This is a genomic window from Brevibacillus sp. M2.1A (genome assembly GCF_013284355.2).
In the GTDB taxonomy this organism is placed as follows: domain Bacteria; phylum Bacillota; class Bacilli; order Brevibacillales; family Brevibacillaceae; genus Brevibacillus.
Map to the genome: position 1 here is coordinate 753,806 of NZ_JABSUY020000001.1, position 16,195 is coordinate 770,000.

The 16,195-nt window shown below is 48.8% G+C and carries 18 protein-coding genes; all 18 read left to right on the plus strand.

All coding sequences use genetic code 11. The annotated features are described in order from the left end of the window. Nucleotide 1 precedes the first annotated feature (1 nt). Nucleotides 2-919 (plus strand): C40 family peptidase, encoded by a 918-nt coding sequence (locus HP567_RS03645; RefSeq protein WP_173612460.1) that lies wholly within the window; start codon nt 2-4, stop codon nt 917-919. Nucleotides 920-944: 25 nt separating this feature from the next. After that, the gene (locus HP567_RS03650; protein WP_173612461.1) at nt 945-1,904 is read left to right on the plus strand and encodes an ABC transporter ATP-binding protein; all 960 of its coding nucleotides are present in this window, start codon (nt 945-947) and stop codon (nt 1,902-1,904) included. 250 nt (nt 1,905-2,154) lie between these two features. Beyond that, complete coding sequence (locus tag HP567_RS03655) at nt 2,155-3,099, plus strand: sigma-70 family RNA polymerase sigma factor (RefSeq protein ID WP_016738841.1); 945 nt, start codon at nt 2,155-2,157, stop codon at nt 3,097-3,099. A 189-nt stretch (nt 3,100-3,288) separates the two neighbouring features. Further along, complete coding sequence (hslO, locus tag HP567_RS03660) at nt 3,289-4,161, plus strand: Hsp33 family molecular chaperone HslO (RefSeq protein WP_173612462.1); 873 nt, start codon at nt 3,289-3,291, stop codon at nt 4,159-4,161. A 28-nt stretch (nt 4,162-4,189) separates the two neighbouring features. Then, nucleotides 4,190-5,092, plus strand: coding sequence for a peptidyl-prolyl cis-trans isomerase (locus HP567_RS03665; RefSeq protein WP_173612463.1), 903 nt, complete (start codon nt 4,190-4,192; stop codon nt 5,090-5,092). An 82-nt stretch (nt 5,093-5,174) separates the two neighbouring features. Then, nucleotides 5,175-6,107, plus strand: coding sequence for a cysteine synthase A (gene cysK / locus HP567_RS03670; protein WP_173612464.1), 933 nt, complete (start codon nt 5,175-5,177; stop codon nt 6,105-6,107). A gap of 118 nt (nt 6,108-6,225) precedes the next feature. After that, nucleotides 6,226-7,719: an anthranilate synthase component I family protein gene (locus HP567_RS03675; RefSeq protein ID WP_173612465.1), complete on the plus strand. Its 1,494-nt coding sequence runs from the start codon at nt 6,226-6,228 to the stop codon at nt 7,717-7,719. 17 nt (nt 7,720-7,736) lie between these two features. Further along, nucleotides 7,737-8,321, plus strand: a complete 585-nt coding sequence (gene pabA / locus HP567_RS03680) for an aminodeoxychorismate/anthranilate synthase component II (RefSeq protein ID WP_056493388.1) — start codon at nt 7,737-7,739, stop codon at nt 8,319-8,321. A gap of 135 nt (nt 8,322-8,456) precedes the next feature. Further along, nucleotides 8,457-10,100 carry a PhoX family protein gene (locus tag HP567_RS03685; protein ID WP_173612466.1) on the plus strand — a complete coding sequence of 548 codons (1,644 nt, stop codon included), beginning with the start codon at nt 8,457-8,459 and terminating at the stop codon, nt 10,098-10,100. 20 nt (nt 10,101-10,120) lie between these two features. After that, nucleotides 10,121-10,321: a twin-arginine translocase TatA/TatE family subunit gene (gene tatA, locus HP567_RS03690; RefSeq protein ID WP_017247013.1), complete on the plus strand. Its 201-nt coding sequence runs from the start codon at nt 10,121-10,123 to the stop codon at nt 10,319-10,321. Between the two features lie 69 nt (nt 10,322-10,390). Then, on the plus strand, nt 10,391-11,119 hold the full coding sequence (gene tatC, locus HP567_RS03695) for a twin-arginine translocase subunit TatC (protein WP_173612467.1): 729 nt from the start codon (nt 10,391-10,393) through the stop codon (nt 11,117-11,119). A gap of 38 nt (nt 11,120-11,157) precedes the next feature. After that, nucleotides 11,158-12,003: an aminodeoxychorismate lyase gene (gene pabC, locus HP567_RS03700; RefSeq protein ID WP_173612468.1), complete on the plus strand. Its 846-nt coding sequence runs from the start codon at nt 11,158-11,160 to the stop codon at nt 12,001-12,003. Between the two features lie 52 nt (nt 12,004-12,055). After that, on the plus strand, nt 12,056-13,243 hold the full coding sequence (gene folP / locus HP567_RS03705; protein ID WP_173612469.1) for a dihydropteroate synthase: 1,188 nt from the start codon (nt 12,056-12,058) through the stop codon (nt 13,241-13,243). A 3-nt stretch (nt 13,244-13,246) separates the two neighbouring features. Continuing rightward, nucleotides 13,247-13,618 carry a dihydroneopterin aldolase gene (folB, locus tag HP567_RS03710; RefSeq protein ID WP_064203224.1) on the plus strand — a complete coding sequence of 124 codons (372 nt, stop codon included), beginning with the start codon at nt 13,247-13,249 and terminating at the stop codon, nt 13,616-13,618. Then, on the plus strand, nt 13,615-14,142 hold the full coding sequence (gene folK / locus HP567_RS03715) for a 2-amino-4-hydroxy-6-hydroxymethyldihydropteridine diphosphokinase (RefSeq protein ID WP_173612470.1): 528 nt from the start codon (nt 13,615-13,617) through the stop codon (nt 14,140-14,142). The genes folB and folK overlap by 4 nt, the downstream gene beginning before the upstream one ends. Then, nucleotides 14,094-14,303: a helix-turn-helix domain-containing protein gene (locus tag HP567_RS03720; RefSeq protein WP_047074774.1), complete on the plus strand. Its 210-nt coding sequence runs from the start codon at nt 14,094-14,096 to the stop codon at nt 14,301-14,303. Before folK ends, HP567_RS03720 begins: the two co-directional genes overlap by 49 nt. 70 nt (nt 14,304-14,373) lie before the next feature. Further along, nucleotides 14,374-15,402, plus strand: a complete 1,029-nt coding sequence (gene dusB / locus HP567_RS03725) for a tRNA dihydrouridine synthase DusB (RefSeq protein ID WP_173612471.1) — start codon at nt 14,374-14,376, stop codon at nt 15,400-15,402. Nucleotides 15,403-15,619: 217 nt separating this feature from the next. Continuing rightward, a complete protein-coding gene (gene greA, locus HP567_RS03730) occupies nt 15,620-16,096 on the plus strand; it encodes a transcription elongation factor GreA (RefSeq protein ID WP_007725265.1) in 477 nt (158 codons plus the stop codon). Nucleotides 16,097-16,195: the final 99 nt, after the last annotated feature.

Genomic DNA, 16,195 nt, shown 5'->3' on the forward strand with positions numbered 1-16,195 from the left:
GATGAAATCTGCTATAGTTTCTGTTTCTGTCGCCACTGTGTGGACCAAGCCGGAGTCGCCGCGTGATATTGACCAAGTAGCGCTCCAATCCCCGGTAGATGCACGAAGCTGGCTCGCTTCCCTTACTGTAGAAGAGAAGCTTGGTTTTTACGACAATAACGCGATTCAAACTCAAGCGCTGTATGGTACCCGCGTAGAGGTAGTCGAGGAGCAAGGGGAATGGTCACAAATTCTGATTCCTGATCAGACAACGAACAAAAACGCAACAGGCTATCCCGGCTGGGTACCGTCTCGTCAGCTAGCACCGTGGTCAGATGCTTTTGAGGTACAGCAAGGCCAAAAGCTGGCAATGGTCACGGCGGCGTTTACCCGTCTACATACAGCCGACCAAAAGCCAGACCTGGAGCTTGCGTTTTTGACCAAACTGCCGCTGATTGGGGAAACCGCGGACTGGGTAACGGTAGCGACACCGAACGGTACAGGACTTTTGCCAAAAGCAGACGTCCAAATCGTCAGAGTAAACGAGCCCATCGAGCTTTCCGGTAATCGTGGAGAGGCAATCGTAGAAGCGGGCAAGCGATTCCTCAACCTGCATTATTTATGGGGCGGCATGTCCTCTTACGGGTATGACTGCTCAGGATTTGCGTACAACATGCACCGATCTGTCGGTCTCCAGATCCCGCGTGATGCATCTGATCAGGCAAAAGCCGGACAGCTCGTGGAAAAAGAAGCGTTGCTTCCGGGGGATCTGCTGTTTTTTGCCCATGAAGAGGGGAAAGGCAGAGTTCATCACGTGGGCATTTATATGGGGAATGGTGAAATGATTCATTCTCCGGATTCGCGAAGTGCCATCGAGATCGTCAAGCTGGATGGCTACAAGCTCGAAAAGGAACATTGCATCTCCAGACGATACTGGTAAACGGATAACGGGGAGGAGTGGCCAGATGCAACGAAAGAAGCTGGTCCAGGTAAAGAGCCTGACAAAAACCTTTACGTTGGGTAAAGGGCTCTCACTTACGGCAGCGGACAATGTTTCCTTCGATATATACGAGGGAGAAACGTTTGGACTGGTAGGGGAATCTGGCTGCGGTAAATCGACCACAGGCCGTACAATTATCGGATTGTATCAACCGACGACAGGTGAGATCATTTTTGACGGGCAAAACGTCCACCAGGCATCATCTGCTGAGCGGAGCAAACTGACACGCCATATGCAAATGATTTTTCAGGACCCATATGCTTCTCTGAACCCCCGAATGAACATAGCGGAAATCATTTCGGAGGGCCTGCATCTAAATGGGCTATATAAAGGGAAGGAACGGATAAAACGAGTGATTGAGCTATTGGAGATGGTTGGTTTGCAAAAAGAGCATGCCAACCGTTTCCCGCACGAGTTCAGTGGTGGTCAGCGACAGCGGATAGGGATTGCGCGGGCACTTGCCGTCAATCCTACCTTCATTATTGCCGATGAGCCGATTTCCGCACTCGATGTTTCGGTTCAGGCACAGGTCGTTAATTTAATGAAGAAATTGCAGCAGGAACAAAAGCTGACGTACTTGTTTATCGCGCATGATTTGGCAATGGTCAAGCACATTAGCGATCGTATTGGCGTCATGTATTTGGGCAATATGGTCGAGATGACTGCCAGTGAAATCCTTTACGAATCACCGAAGCATCCTTACACGCAGGCGTTGTTGTCGGCCATTCCTGTCCCCGATCCCGACTTGGAGAAAAGCCGTGAGCGCACCATTATCGAAGGAGACGTTCCGAGCCCGATCAATCCACCTAGTGGCTGTGTGTTCCGTACGCGCTGTCCGGTAGCCAAAGCAGTATGTGCCGAAAAGAAGCCTATCTGGCAGGAAGTAGACACGAACCACTTCGTCGCCTGTCACTTGTATCAGTAGCCTTTGGTTTTATCAGAAAATTCGACATTGTCTTTTTGCCATCCTTGGTGTTAGGGATGGCTTTTTCTTCATAAACTTTTAACCCTAACCTATGAAAGGGCTTTCATCAACTGTTCTGAGAGGAGAACTGTTAATATTCTGTTAACTGGCAGGAATCGAATGGGTTTTGTCGAAATACGGATACAGTAAAACATTCCGTGACTCACCTACTTCATCGTGATCTTCCATTCCAGAGAAGTGAGGGTTGCATATGACTCTGAGTACCTCCTCGTTCCATTCAACTCCCCGTCGCTGGCGGGAAGTGGAGACACAGTTGGGAATTGTTGTCCCTAGATCGCTTCGGTCGGACACTTCTGCTCTACTGTTTTTGGAAAGCGTCGCTGCAACACCCATGTTGGACAAAGAAGAAGAGCTTGCTTGCCTGATTCGCTATCAAAGGGATGGCGATCTTGAAGCACGTGAAACGATTGTGCGCGCCTATTTACGATACGTAGTTAGTACCGCTTTGCGCCATTTGAAAAGAGGGATGCCGTTCCTGGATTTGATTCAGGAGGGCACGATAGGTTTGTTTACCGCGATTGACAAATTTGATGTGGGACGAGGCGTGCGTCTCTATCATTACTCGCACTGGTGGATTTCTCAAGCGATCACCCGTGCCATCAACGACAAAGCAACTCTGATTCGCATTCCTGTCCACATGCATGAGCAGATTCGCCAGTATCAAAAGCAAGTACTACATCTCGTCCATGCTTTGAACCGGACGCCAGATCGGCAGGAGATTGCCGTACTTCTGGATATTCCATTAGAAAAGGTGGAGGCCATTGAACTGGCTCTCATGATGAAGATGGAATCCATCGACGCAGAACTGGACAGTGAGAAATGGCAGGCCTGGCATGAAGACGAGAGCTTGAGCTACGCAGAAATCATGGATGATGGGTTGTCCTCGCTGGATGACTGGATTGAAAAAGTAGACCTTCGCTCGCAAATGCGCGCAGCGTTGGATCGACTTAGTCCCCGCGCCCAAGAAATTATCTCCATGCGTTATGGTCTCTATGATGATCAAGTGTACACGCTGGAGGAAGTGGGGAAAATGTTTGGTCTTACCCGCGAGCGTATTCGCCAAATTGAAGCGACGACGATTGACCGATTGCGAACGCAAAAAGCCTCGCACGTATTAAAAGATTATTTAACCTAACATAGGATTTAGTTATTTCGGCCCCTCTTCGTACAGAGGGGTTTTTTCTGTCAGAAATGGTCGAATTGTCAAAGTGTCAGACTCACAGCGGGAGAAGCGTAGTCTTTTTCTCCTTGTGGTAAACTGGTAAGATAGCTTCATGATTTTTTCGCTATTTTAAAGAGGGAGTTCGAAAAGGAGGATCGCTATATGGGCGATTATATGATAAGAGCAACGGGTTTTAATGGGCATGTTCGTGCATTTGCCGCACGCACGACGGAATCTGTCGAAGATATGCGTCGTCGTCACGACATGTGGAATACAGCGACAGCAGCAGCGGGACGTACGCTGACTATTACCTTGATGATGGGGGCTATGTTAAAAGGAAACGAGAGCCTCCATGTCAAAGTAAAAGGAGGCGGACCAATCGGGCAGATTATGGCGGAAGCAAACGCACATGGTGAAGGAATCGCGTATGTATCCAACCCGCACGTCCACTTTGAGCTAAACGAAAAAGGCAAGCTCGATGTAGCGCGTGCAGTGGGAACAGACGGGTTTGTGTACGTAACGAAAGATCTCGGTCTCAAGGAGCCGTATCAAGGCAGTGCGCCAATCGTCTCTGGTGAGATTGGAGAAGACTTCACTTATTATTTTGTGATGTCCGAGCAAACGCCTTCAGCAGTAGGGGTGGGTGTACTGGTGAATCCAGAAGACCGTTCTGTTTTGGCGGCGGGTGGTTTTATTCTTCAGCTGTTGCCAAATACGCCTGAAGAGGTTGTGGCAGCAATTGAAGAGCGTTTGGGACAGCTTCCACAGGTTTCTCGCATGATTGGCGAAGGTTTGACTCCTGAAGAGATTTTGGCCCGCGTCTTGGATGATCCAAAAATCCTGAGCCGCACGGAGATTCAATTTAGCTGCAAATGTACAGCGGATAAGGTTGTTCAGGCACTGATCAGCATGGGACGCGAAGAAATGGAAAGTCTGATTGAGGAACAGGGCGAAGCTGAAGTACACTGTCATTTCTGTAATGAACGTTACCATTATGACAGATCCGCGTTGGAAGACATCCTGAAAGACATGTAAGCGCGGCGTCAAGTAGGGGAGTGTTGGCATGACCAACGTAAAAGGGTTGTGGGCATTCATTGGGGCGCTTGTATTGTTGCTGCTTGCCGTTACCTGGGCATGGTACCAGGCATCAGGCAAGCTGCAGCCTGCCGCCATTGTAGGGGATAAGACGATTAGCAACGATGAGTATGTAACGGCGCTGAAACAAAAATTCGGTAAGCAAGTGCTAAACGACATGATTAATCGGGAAGTCGTTTTTCAAGAGGCGAAGCGATCCGGTATCACGGTTGATCCGAAGCAGTTGGAGCAAGAGCTTTCCCAGATTCGCGATAGTTACGGAAGTCGGACAGACAGCGAGTTTGAGGCTGCGCTGTTAAAACAAGCGGGGACGACCGTGGAAGCCCTGAAGCAGGAGATTTCTTATCAAATCCTGCTGCAAACCTTGGCAACGAAGGACATGACCATCAAGGATGAAGAGATATTAAACGTCTACAATAGCCGATCTGACCGTTATACCCGACCAATGCAGATGCGTTTAGGACAAATCGTCGTGGCTTCACAAAAAGAAGCGGAAAAAGTTTTGGCTGATTTGAAAAACGGGGCCGACTTTCAGACGATTGCCAAAGAGCGTTCGATTGATGCAGATACAGCGGCGAGTGGCGGGGATGTAGGCTGGGTTTCCATCAAGGATAATCGATTGCCTGACGAGGCGAAGCCCATCGTAGAAAAGCTGGAGAAAGACAAACATAGCGAAGCGATCAAAATACAGGATCAATACGTCATTTATCAACTGATAGAGCGTAGGGAAGCCAGTCAACGGACGTTTGAAGAGGTAAAAGAGGAGCTGCGCCGAGAAATCGCATTTGCCCAGGTCGAGTCGCTGGATGTCGTGCTGGAGCGATTGCGAAAATCGGTAGGGGTCCAGATTTCTGGGCAAATGCCTCATTGACCAAATAGGCTACCGTTGATATAATTATGTCAATAAATCCTAGCATTTTACTCGGTTATGAAAAATAGGAGGGGCAGAACATATGCGCGTGGCTAATTCCATTACCGATTTGATTGGATTTACTCCGCTTGTAAAGCTAAATCGTGTTGTCACCGAAGATATTGCAGACATTTACTTGAAGCTGGAGTTCTTCAACCCGGGCAGCAGTGTAAAAGACCGAATTGCGTTGTCGATGATTGAGGCAGCAGAGGCAGACGGAAGTCTGAAACCGGGTGATACCATCATTGAACCTACGAGCGGAAATACCGGTATTGGACTCGCGATGGTTGCTGCTGCAAAAGGATATCGTGCTATTCTGGTCATGCCAGAGACGATGAGTATGGAGCGACGCAACCTGTTGCGTGCGTATGGTGCAGAGCTGGTCCTCACACCAGGCAGCGAAGGGATGGGCGGAGCGATTCGCAAAGCGGAAGAGCTGGCAAAAGAAGATAGCTCGTATTTCATTCCGCAACAATTTAAAAACCAGGCAAACCCGGGCATTCATCGTGAGACGACTGCTCGTGAACTGTTGGACCAAGCCAAGGAAATTGGCGGCGTAGATGCGTTTATTTCCGGTATCGGTACAGGCGGAACGATTACGGGTGTAGGGCAGGTTCTTCGTGAACACTATCCGAATGTACAAATCGTGGCTGTTGAGCCTGCGGCTTCGCCGGTTTTGTCTGGCGGCAAACCAGGTCCACATAAGATCCAAGGTATCGGGGCTGGCTTTGTTCCAGAAATTCTCGATACTCAAATTTACGACGAAATCATTAAGGTAGAAAACGAGGACGCTTTTGAAACTGCGCGTCGTGTGGCTCGTCAGGAAGGCATTCTCGGTGGGATTTCTTCTGGAGCAGCGATCCATGCGGCTCTGCAAGTAGCAGCGAAGCTCGGCAAAGGCAAAAAAGTGATCGTTGTCATTCCTTCGAATGGGGAGCGTTATTTGTCCACGCCTCTATATCAGTTCGAAGATTAATTGTAAAAAGATACCGCAAGACCACGGAGCCGCGTTGGCCACGTGGTCTTTTCTTTTTGTATCAGGCAACTATATAATGAACGGATAAATAGTGAAAACCGGAGCGTGAAGAGGAAGAATGTTCCCTACCTTTGCTGATTGTCAGACATATGCCTTATCTTATTCGTTGGTTCCCCTAGCCCTGCGTAGACCGTGGTCTTCGACGATTGATCCGTGGCAGGTGCTCACAAAGCTACAGCCTTCTCTGCAAAATGCTGTCCTGCTGGAAAGTGGACGAGCTGGGCGGTATACCTTTTTGGCATATGAGCCTATCGCTACGCTGCGCAGTCAGCGAGGAGAAACAATCGTTTCGTACCCAGAAGGAAAAATTGAAAGCATAGATACTCACAACCCATTGAATGCTTTGCGGGAGCTGCTATCTCGTTACCGTACGCCTGCGCTTCCAAGTATGCCGGATTTTTCCGGAGGGGCCGTAGGTTATATCAGCTATGAGATGAACCGCTTTTTTGAGCCCAGCTTGCCACAGATAGCGACTGACGACTTACAGTTGCCAGACCTGTATGTTATGATAATGCAAGACCTTCTTGTCTTTGATCATGAGACCCGAGAGATCATTTGCCTGACGCATTTGAACGCGGACAATTTGACCGAAGAGAGCTATCGACAAGCAGCACTCCAGCTGGAAAAACGTATGGACTCGATTGCTTCATTGGCAATGGACCGCGATGAGACAGATTGGGAAGCTTTGCGCAAAAGACCGCTTGCCAAGCTAGTGCCAGCGTCCGTATCCTTTGCCAAAGACCAATTCGAGGATGCCGTTCGTCGGGTGCAGGAGTACATCGCCCAAGGGGATGTTTTTCAGGTCAATCTGTCGGTACGGCAGAGCAAGCCAGTGCAGGTGACTGCCCCAGAAGTGTACGATGTGCTTCGCAAGCTGAATCCGTCTCCTTATATGGGCTATCTGAGCTTCCCTGAATTTCAATTGGTTAGTGCCTCGCCAGAGCTACTTGTAAAGGTAAAAGGCAAGGAAGTCCATACGCGTCCAATCGCCGGTACACGTCCGCGTGGAGTAACGGACGAGCAAGACGATGCGTTGGCACGTGAGCTGATTGATAATGAAAAGGAACGAGCAGAGCATGTCATGCTGGTTGATCTGGAACGCAATGACATGGGCCGCGTCTGTCGCTTTGGCAGTGTGGAGGTCAGCGAATTCATGGTCGTGGAGAAATATTCCCACGTCATGCATATCGTCTCTCACGTCAAAGGAGAGCTGGCAGCAGGCAAGGATGCGCTTGATGCGATCGAAGCGACTTTTCCGGGAGGAACGATCACCGGAGCGCCAAAAGTTCGCACGATGGAAATCATCGAAGAGCTGGAGCCAGTCAAGCGAGGCGTCTATACGGGATCAATCGGCTGGTTTGGTTTCAATGGTGATATCGAGGTCAACATTGCCATCCGCACCATGGTGATCAAGGATGGCGTAGCTCATGTGCAGGCTGGAGCGGGTATCGTGATTGATTCGGTTCCAGAGGCAGAGTACGCCGAGTCGTTGAAAAAGGCAGAAGCGTTGTGGAAAGCGCTTGAGTTGAGCGAGCAGAGAACGATGAGTTGAGAGGAGACGAGTGTACGATGATTTTGATGATTGATAACTACGATTCCTTTACCTACAATTTGGTGCAGTATGTGGGAGAGCTTGGGGAAGAACTCCAAGTGTATCGCAATGACAAAATTACACTGGAAGAAATCGAGCGATTGGCACCTGATTATTTGATGGTGTCTCCAGGGCCGTGCACACCAAATGAAGCGGGGATCAGCATGGATGCGATCCGCCATTTTGCCGGAAAAATTCCGATTTTGGGTGTTTGTTTGGGCCATCAGTCCATTGGGCAAGTGTTTGGCGGAAAAGTCATTCGGGCCGAGCGCTTGATGCACGGAAAAACCTCTGAGGTTTTCCATGATGGCAAAACGATCTTTCAGGACATCCCTTCTCCTTTTACAGCGGCACGCTATCATTCTTTGATTATTGAGGAAGCGTCCATTCCGAGTGAGCTGGAAGTAACCGCCCGGACAGCCGAAGGAGAAATCATGGCTGTGCGCCATCGGGAGTACCCAATTGAGGGCGTCCAGTTCCACCCTGAATCGATTATTACCGAGCACGGCAAGCAATTGCTGAAAAACTTCCTTACCGCATACGCGCGTCACACGACAGGTTGACACATAGATATGACAGGAAAACCGCCTTTTTCGAGGGCGGTTTTTTATTTACATACTCTTTATATAACATTCATGGTTCCTCGATATACGGCTTGTACAATGAAACCGAAGAAGGCAAAAAAGGAGAGATAGTAAATGGATGTAAATCGTCGACAGTTTTTGACTTATCTCGGTGTAGGGACAGCGGCGTTGGCTTCGGTAGCAACAGGAATTCCTGCCCTGGCGGCTGGCGGTACCCTATCAGGAAAAACGGCCGATCATCTGTTTGGTCTCGATACAAAGAAGCATAACTTCAATCCGAAATTCAAAGAAATTCATCCGACTACAAAAGACGATGTTGTACTGCCGGACGGTTTTAAATACGATGTAGTGGCTTCCTATGGCGATAAGATCAATGCGGCAGGAGATACCTTCGGGTTCAACAACGACTTCACCTGTTTCCTGCCAATCGAAGGCAAGTCCGATCATGGCCTCTTGTGGGTAAATCACGAATATTTAGGTGAGTTGGAATATTACGTAAACGGTTATGACTATTTGAATGCTGATTCTGAAGACAACAAACGTACCCCTGCACAAATCGAAAAATACTTGTATGCACTTGGCGGTTCCATTATTGAAATCAAAAATGAAAATGGCACATGGAAGCTTGTTTCCGATTCCAAATATGGTCGTCGGGTAAGCGGGCTGACCAAGCATGTGCTGACGGGTCCAGCAGCTTCCATTGCTAAAGAAGTAACCGGAACATTTGCGAACTGCTCCGGCGGCGTGACGATGTGGAATACAATTCTTTCCTGCGAGGAAAACTACATGGACGTCGTCGGTGATTGCAAGCTGCCTGAAGCCGAGCACTATGGCTGGGTTGTTGAGGTAGATCCATTTGATCCGAAATCGACTCCGAAGAAGCATACAGCATTGGGCAGATTCTCCCACGAAAACACGGCAATGGTTCTGGCTCCGTCTGGACAACTGGTCGTCTACATGGGGGATGATGCGAAAGACCAATACGTGTATAAGTATGTATCCAAAGGTAAGTACGATCCAAAGGCGGGGAAAAGCAATTCCAAGCTGCTTGAAGAGGGTACATTGTACGTTGCCAACTTCGGTAAGGGTAAATGGATTCCGTTGGATTTCGCAACAAATGAAGCACTGAAAAAAGCAGTCGATGCAGATGGCAAACCGATGTTTGCTTCTCAGGCTGACGTGCTTCTCAACTGCCGAGATGCATCCAAAGCAGTAGGGGCTACCCCGATGGATCGCCCAGAAGACCTGGAAGTTCATCCGATTGATGGTTCCGTCTTCATTGCCTTGACCAACAACGACAAGCATGGCAACTTCTACGGACAAATCGTTCGCCTGTTCGAGAATGACAACAACCATGCAGGTTTGGAGTTTACGTTTGAGATTTTTGCAGCAGGTGGACCACAAAGCGGTTTTGCGGCGCCAGACAACATGGCTTTCGACAGTGCGGGTAACCTGTGGGTCGTGACAGACATCTCGTCCTCGTCGATGAACAGCGGCATTTATAAATCCTTTGGAAACAATGGTGTGTTTTTCATTCCAACAACGGGTAACAGCAAGGGAGAAGCAGCACAATTCGCGTCTGCACCAGTAGGCGCTGAAATGACAGGTCCGTGGTTCACCCCTGATGAAAAAACACTGTTCCTGGCGGTGCAGCATCCAGGTGAAAACCTGAAGTCGTATGACAAGCCAACCAGCCACTGGCCTAAAGGCGGAAATGCAGTAGCCATGCCGAGCGTGATTGCTATTACAGGTTTCTAGGACAAGGAGTGTAACAGATTATGCTGTCGAGCATCGGTATTCCTGGATTAATTCTGATCCTGATCATTGCTTTGGTGATTTTCGGGCCGAGTAAACTGCCAGAGATCGGTCGTGCTTTTGGACGAACCTTGACCGAATTTAAAACCGCAGCAAAAGATTTGACCAAAGACGATGATGAAAAAGAGAAGGCTCCAGAAGAAGCGTTGAAACGAATTAACTAATCCGGCCTGAGTGAAGGCGGTGCGTACACGAGACGCACTGCCTTTTTCCGCGCATGAGGAGGAGTTCGAGTGAGCAAAGAGATGCCTATACTTGAGCATGTGACAGACCTGCGCCGCAGAATTTTGATTGTGCTGTCCGTTCTTGTTGTCAGTATGGTTATCTGCTTTTTATTTGTGGATCATATTTATTTGGCGTTAGCGAATCATTCAGGGGAAAAGCTGGCGATCCTTGGGCCGGGAGATATCCTGTCGATCTATGTAAAGCTGGCCGCAGTCGGTGCGCTTGCGATTACAATCCCGGTTGCCGCTTATCAAGTTTGGCGCTTTGTGGTGCCCGCATTGGAAGAAAGAGAGCGAAAAGTGGCGCTCATGTATATTCCGGCTCTGTTCCTGCTGTTTATTTTCGGGCTTTCCTTCGCCTACTTTGTGCTATTTCCGATGATGTACAAATTTGTGTTGGGTTTATCCAACGGGAATTTTGAACTGGTCATTACAGCGAACGATTACTTCACCTTTATGCTCAATCTTTGCCTGCCGTTTGGGTTGCTTTTTGAACTGCCGGTTGTCGTTTTGTTTTTGAGCCATTTGGGGATTCTCAACCCGCATCGCTTGGCTAAAATACGCAAACCCGCCTATTTGGTGCTCGCGATTATCTCGATTACTATTACGCCGCCTGATTTCCTCTCCGATATTATGGTAATTGTGCCACTTATCGTTTTGTATGAAATCTCCATTACTATCTCGCGTTTCGTACACGGCAAACGCTCGGAGGAAACGGAACTTTCTTCGGAAGTGTGATATGATGCTCTCGACTATATTATCGGGAGAGAGCGCAGATGCACGTTTATGCTAACGGGACGATTTGTCCGGCTCATGAGGCTACAGTATCGATATTGGATCACGGGTTTTTGTACGGTATTGGTTTGTTTGAAACCTTACGTGTATACGACCGCAAGCTATTTCTATGGGATGCTCATTACGCCCGGCTTTGTTCCGGGCTTTTTGCGTTGCAGATTCAACCTGCTTGGACAAGGGAAGAGCTGGCGGAAGCCATTTTGATGACCATCGATGCAAACGAGTTGCGTGATGCTTACGTCCGCTTGAGTATTACGGCTGGCGCAGAAGGGGTGGGCTTGGTAGCAGAGGGCTACGAGCGTCCGTCCTTATTTGTATTTGCCAAACCTGTAGCACCTCTGGCAGTACCTCCCATGCCAAAACGGTTGCAGACATTGGCGTTGGCTAGACAGACAGCAGAAGGCCAGCAGCGCTTTAAATCGCACAATTACTTAAACAATGCTCTTGCACGCCAAGAACTCGGTGCCCGTCCCGATGTGGAAGGTCTGTTTTTGACGCATGATGGCTTCGTGGCGGAAGGAATTGTGAGCAATGTGTTCTGGGTCAAGAACGGCCAGTTGTTTACCCCTTCTATTGATACGGGCATTCTAGATGGTGTGACGCGGCGACATGTTTTGGCTTTGGCACAGCAATTATCGATACCTGTCGAAGAAGGTCGATATCGCTTGGAAGAGCTGCTCAATGCCGATGAAGTCTTTACGACAAATTCCGTGCAAGAGATTGTTCCGATTACTGAAATTGACGGGCATTCCGTCCCTTCGACATATGGTACATATTCGTGCGAACTGCACCGCGCCTACCGTCAGTCTGTAGCGGCTAGCGAGTAAATTATGGTATGCTACTATTCAATGTGCGAAGACGGAAAAAGGGAGTTTGATCATGAAATACAATTCATTTCGAATCCATGCTGCGACCTTCGCTGAGATGGTTTCGGAGCTTGTCAAAAGGGGAGTTCCTGTTCCTGAAGCCGAACGCATGACGGAAGCGGGGACGAGCCTGAAGATTCACACGGAAAACATGAGTGGGGCAACAGCACAGAGTGTGAGAGAGATTATGCACTCTTTCGATGCGGAAGCTGTTATCTCAGACCAACCAGGTACTGCCGACAAAAAATACGTGCTGCTGTTGGCTTCTCACAAGAAGATGGATTTGGCGTTGGATTATATGAAAACCCAAACAGAAGAACTACGAGCGTTGGCGGCAGAGGTACGGGAAGTTTTAGCGATGCCTGCCAAGCTTCGTGCGCGGCGCGAGCTGAACTGTGGCCAGTATGTCCTGCCATTGGGAGAGCGTACGCTAGTCATGGGTATTTTGAATGTGACGCCTGATTCATTTTCGGATGGCGGCCGTTATGTCGATGTGGAGGCAGCACTTGCACAAGCGCGTGCAATGGTTGAGGCTGGAGCTGACCTGATTGATATCGGGGGAGAATCGACACGTCCGGGGTCGGAAGCAGTCGATGAGGCGACGGAGCTGGAAAGAGTGCTGCCAGTCATTCGGATGCTTTCGCAGGAATTGTCTGTTCCGCTGTCCATTGACACATACAAAGCGGCGGTTGCAGAACGGGCTATTTTGGAAGGGGCACATATCATAAATGATGTATGGGGAGCGAAGCGTGACCCGCGGATGGGAGAGGTAGCTGCTCGTCTCGATGTGCCCATTATCCTGATGCACAACCGCGAAGACACGGACTATCACGACTTTTTCCCAAACTATATCAAAGACCTGCGTGAGTCCGTACAGATCGCTTTGCAGGCAGGGGTAAAGCAGGAGCGAATCATCCTCGATCCGGGGATTGGGTTTGTAAGGACTGTCGAGCAAAATCTCGAAACGATGCGCAGGCTGGATGATCTGGTAGGGCTGGGCTATCCCGTTCTACTTGCTACTTCACGCAAGCGGATGATTGGTCATGTTCTCGACTTGCCTGTAGATGAACGTGTCGAAGGTACGGCAGCGACGGTTGCTCTCGGGGCGGCAAAAGGCTGTCATATGGTACGGGTGCATGATGTCAAAGAAATGAAGCGCGTTACGAAGATGATGGACGCGATGCTAAAAGGGGGCATTTAAACCTTGGATAAAATCTACTTCAATGGCATGTCATTTTACGGATATCACGGTGTGTTTGGAGCAGAGGCTGAACTGGGCCAACGGTTTTATGTCGATTTGGAGCTATCGCTCGATTTATCCAAAGCCGGAGCGAGTGACGATCTTCACGATACAGTCAATTACGCCGATATCTTTACTTGTGTGCAAAAAATTGTCGAGGGTGAACGATTTCATCTGGTAGAAAAACTGACCGCTGTGATAGCAGAACGTCTACTGGAGCAATTCCCTTTGCATGAAGTCAAAGCAAAAGTGACCAAGCCGAATCCGCCGATCAATGGGCATTATGAGTCGGTTGCGATTGAGATGATCCGTAGAAGAGAGGATTTTGCTTCATGACAGTTGCGTATTTGGCGCTAGGCTCCAATCTCGGGGATCGGGCACAGAACTTGCTCCGGGCGATACAGAGATTGAACGAGCAACCTGGAATTCGCGTGCTTCGTGTCTCCTCTGTTTATGAGACCGATCCATTTGGCTACGTCGAACAAGACGCATTTCTGAATATGGCGATCGCTGTGGAAACAGATCAGACCCCGGATCAGCTTTTAGAGACGGCATTGTCAGTAGAGCGAGAGCTGGGACGTGTGCGAACGATTCGATGGGGACCGCGCACGATAGATATTGACTTACTGTTGTACGGGACATCTCGTGTTTCGCAAGACAATCTCATGATTCCTCATCCCGGGCTGAGCGAGCGTGCTTTTGTACTCGTGCCGCTTCGAGACGTTTGGGAAGGCGGCGTTTTACCTGAGCATAACCAGACCATTGATCATTATCTTTCCTTATTGGTAGAAGATCACAAGGGGGTACGTGAGTGGGGAGCAATCAATTGGGAAATCGAATCCGGTCCTTCCGAAAGCTAAAAGGGTATACACAGCAGTCCCTTTCGGAAAAGATGGGAGTGTCATTGTCTTTTGTTGGATCACTAGAGAGAGGAACTCGTACGCCAACAGAGCCTGTATTACGGAAGATCGCCAGCACTTTACAGGTAGACTACGATGAATTATGTGCTATAAATAAGTGATGTAATGAAGTTTGGATAGGATTGTCCTCTCCAAGACCCCGACTAAGCGGGAATAAGGAGGCGAATATAGATGAAAATCGGCAATATTGAATTAAAGAACAACGTAGTTCTCGCTCCAATGGCAGGTGTTTGTAATCCTGCTTTTCGTCTGATTGCCAAGGAGTTCGGTACTGGATTGGTTTGCGCCGAGATGGTAAGCGACAAGGGCATTGTGCACGGAAACAAAAAAACGATAGATATGCTATTTGTCGACGAACGCGAAAAACCACTAAGTTTGCAGATTTTTGGTGGAGACAAGGAAACCTTGGTGAGTGCGGCGAAATATGTAGACCAACATACGAACGCGGATATCATTGATATCAACATGGGCTGTCCTGTGCCGAAAATTACGAGCTGTGATGCAGGTGCGCGTCTGTTGCTCGATCCTGATAAAATCTACGAAGTCGTATCTTCTGTGGTCGATGCGGTCGACAAGCCGGTTACCGTGAAGATGAGATTGGGCTGGGACGAAGATCATCTGTACGTACTGGATAATGCCAAGGCAGTAGAACGTGCAGGCGGCAAAGCGATCGCTGTTCATGGACGCACCCGCGTACAAATGTACAAAGGGAAAGCGGACTGGGACTGGATCCGTCGGGTGAAGGAAACCGTTTCGATTCCGGTGATCGGAAACGGCGATGTGGCTACTCCTGAGGATGCGAGACGCATGCTGGATACAACGGGATGCGATGGTGTTATGATTGGGCGGGCTGCGCTCGGAAATCCGTGGATGCTGTATCGCACCATTCAATACCTGACGACGGGAGAGCTGGGTCCAGAGCCAACCGCACGTGAAAAGATGAATATTTGTTTATTGCATGCAGAGCGTTTAATCGCGCTGAAGGGTCCGAGAGTGGGAGTCCTTGAGATGCGCAAGCACGCGGCGTATTACTTGAAAGGCTTGAAGGGCTCGACGCACACGAAAAATCTCGTGAATGCGGTTGAGACAGAAGAGGAGCTTCGCAGCGTCCTCATGAACTTTGTTGACTGGATTGAAAACTACGCAGATGACAGCGAAGAACCGCTGGAACCAGCAAGTGATGAGGCTGTCAGCTACTAAAACTGGTGGTTCATTCCAGACATTGACAAGGGTTCCTTCATATCCTATAATACTCCGTAATATTGGGTGCCGAGCTGCCAGTCCTCACTGGCAGCTTTACCTTTGAACCTCACAGACGATTGCATTCTGCTGTATATTGTATAGAACATCTACATATAATCCTTTGTACTTTACCCAGTATAAATGGAATCATTTTTTAAAACGGGGGAATTGAACCATGTCTGAAAAAGAAGTCATCCTTACACCAGAAGGTTTAACAAAGCTGGAACAAGAGCTTGAAGATTTGAAAACGGTTAAACGTAAGGAAGTAGCTGCTCGTATTAAAGAAGCGATTAGCTTTGGAGATATCAGTGAGAACTCTGAATACGAAGAAGCAAAGAATGAGCAAGCGTTCATCGAAGGTCGCATTCTGACCCTGGAAAAAATGCTGCGCAATGCCCGCATCATCACAAATGAAGATGTTGATACAGGTGTTGTAAGTGTTGGTTCCCGCGTGAAGCTGAAAGACCTAGAGTTCGGTGATGTTATGGATTACACGATTGTGGGTTCTGCTGAATCCGATCCGATGAACAACAAGATTTCCAACGAATCCCCGGTAGGTCAAGCGCTCCTCGGCAAAGCAAAAGGCGCGATTGTTGACGTCAACGTACCGGCTGGAGTCATTCAGTACGAGATTCTTGATATTAACCTGTAAGCAGTCGATCTATGGCGTACCTTTTGCGAGGTACGCCGTATCGCTATTATAAAAGTCTGTACAAAATTGTTAATGCAGGCATTTTCTAGAGGAGTGAGC

What these genes read in the sequence shown, in the direction of transcription:
- HP567_RS03675 (WP_173612465.1), top strand. Translation starts at nt 6,226, where the DNA reads ATGTTCCCTACCTTTGCTGATTGTCAGACATATGCCTTATCTTATTCG.
- dusB (WP_173612471.1), top strand. Translation starts at nt 14,374, where the DNA reads ATGAAAATCGGCAATATTGAATTAAAGAACAACGTAGTTCTCGCTCCA.
- greA (WP_007725265.1), top strand. Translation starts at nt 15,620, where the DNA reads ATGTCTGAAAAAGAAGTCATCCTTACACCAGAAGGTTTAACAAAGCTG.
- hslO (WP_173612462.1), top strand. Translation starts at nt 3,289, where the DNA reads ATGGGCGATTATATGATAAGAGCAACGGGTTTTAATGGGCATGTTCGT.
- cysK (WP_173612464.1), top strand. Translation starts at nt 5,175, where the DNA reads ATGCGCGTGGCTAATTCCATTACCGATTTGATTGGATTTACTCCGCTT.
- HP567_RS03665 (WP_173612463.1), top strand. Translation starts at nt 4,190, where the DNA reads ATGACCAACGTAAAAGGGTTGTGGGCATTCATTGGGGCGCTTGTATTG.
- pabC (WP_173612468.1), top strand. Translation starts at nt 11,158, where the DNA reads ATGCACGTTTATGCTAACGGGACGATTTGTCCGGCTCATGAGGCTACA.
- tatA (WP_017247013.1), top strand. Translation starts at nt 10,121, where the DNA reads ATGCTGTCGAGCATCGGTATTCCTGGATTAATTCTGATCCTGATCATT.
- HP567_RS03685 (WP_173612466.1), top strand. Translation starts at nt 8,457, where the DNA reads ATGGATGTAAATCGTCGACAGTTTTTGACTTATCTCGGTGTAGGGACA.
- folP (WP_173612469.1), top strand. Translation starts at nt 12,056, where the DNA reads ATGAAATACAATTCATTTCGAATCCATGCTGCGACCTTCGCTGAGATG.
- pabA (WP_056493388.1), top strand. Translation starts at nt 7,737, where the DNA reads ATGATTTTGATGATTGATAACTACGATTCCTTTACCTACAATTTGGTG.
- folK (WP_173612470.1), top strand. Translation starts at nt 13,615, where the DNA reads ATGACAGTTGCGTATTTGGCGCTAGGCTCCAATCTCGGGGATCGGGCA.
- HP567_RS03645 (WP_173612460.1), top strand. Translation starts at nt 2, where the DNA reads ATGAAATCTGCTATAGTTTCTGTTTCTGTCGCCACTGTGTGGACCAAG.
- HP567_RS03655 (WP_016738841.1), top strand. Translation starts at nt 2,155, where the DNA reads ATGACTCTGAGTACCTCCTCGTTCCATTCAACTCCCCGTCGCTGGCGG.
- HP567_RS03650 (WP_173612461.1), top strand. Translation starts at nt 945, where the DNA reads ATGCAACGAAAGAAGCTGGTCCAGGTAAAGAGCCTGACAAAAACCTTT.